Origin of the sequence: Sulfobacillus harzensis, from assembly GCF_012933365.1 — a bacterium.
Taxonomy (GTDB): domain Bacteria; phylum Bacillota; class Sulfobacillia; order Sulfobacillales; family Sulfobacillaceae; genus Sulfobacillus_B; species Sulfobacillus_B harzensis.
The window spans coordinates 1-398 of sequence record NZ_JABBVZ010000353.1 but is presented as its reverse complement, the minus strand read 5'-3'; the positions used below and the strand labels follow the sequence as shown (position 1 = coordinate 398).

Below are 398 nucleotides of genomic sequence, written 5' to 3'. Positions count from 1 at the left end.
CTATGTCAAGGGTGTGGATAACGTGAATATCTGGGGACGGCGCATTCAGGGTGTACGAACCCAAGCGGTCGCCGGTCAGCGATCGCAGGACGGGACGAGAAAATCGGCTAGGATGCGTGTCGCGCCCGATCGGCCAAGAACCGGGCTTCGTCGTAGCGTTGGCCGGTCTTCCACATCCGGAACAAAATGCGCAGCCAGACGTTGGCCAAGGCGCGTAAGGCCGCATGATGACCATGACCCCGAGCGCGGTATTGGTCGTAATACTGCCGGGCCCAGGGACACCGAGACAAGGAGGTGAATGCGAGTTGATGGACCGTGGCCCGAAAATGCTTGTCGCAGGCACGGCGCATATGCACCCGTTTGAGTTTGCCGCTTTGGTAGAGCACGGGACTGGTGCC

Annotated in this window: 1 protein-coding gene; it reads right to left on the bottom strand. The window is 60.3% G+C overall.

Features of this window, described 5'->3' with window-relative positions:
- Positions 1-107: 107 nt before the first annotated feature.
- On the bottom strand, positions 108-398 hold a 291-nt coding region (locus tag HIJ39_RS23465), incomplete at its 5' end, for a transposase (RefSeq protein ID WP_169103418.1).